Annotated in this window: 1 protein-coding gene; it reads left to right on the top strand. The window is 54.9% G+C overall.

Annotation, left to right across the window (positions count from 1 at the left end):
- Positions 1-378, top strand: a 378-nt coding sequence (locus A3709_RS17305; protein ID WP_066057488.1) for a sulfatase-like hydrolase/transferase, incomplete at its 5' end; no start/stop codon positions are given.
- Between the last annotated feature and the right edge of the window lie 14 nt (positions 379-392).

Below are 392 nucleotides of genomic sequence, written 5' to 3' on the forward strand. Positions count from 1 at the left end.
ATGACCTACTTTAATCAGGTTGTCGAGAAGGTCGAAGATCTGTTGCCGCGACTTGACGATTGGGGGGGGGAATACACCTTTCCGCATATGTCGGCGGGTTGGGCGGNGGNTTTCGACGCGCCGTTCAAGTGGACTAAGCAGGTTGCATCTGATTTCGGTGGTACCCGCAACGGCATGGTCATTCATTGGCCTGACAGAATCGAGGGCGGTGGCGGGATTCGAAGTCAGTTCTCCCATGTGATCGATATTGCGCCGACTATTCTTGAGGCAGCGAACCTGCCCGAGCCTACTAGCGTTAACGGTACAGTGCGCGGTTACCGAACATCTCAAAGTATTGAGTGGTATGCCGCTCGGGTGCGTCAGCATCGTTCAGGCTGAAAAGCAGACTGGTG

Source organism: Halioglobus sp. HI00S01 (genome assembly GCF_001635445.1).
Classification (GTDB): Bacteria; Pseudomonadota; Gammaproteobacteria; order Pseudomonadales; family Halieaceae; genus Halioglobus; species Halioglobus japonicus.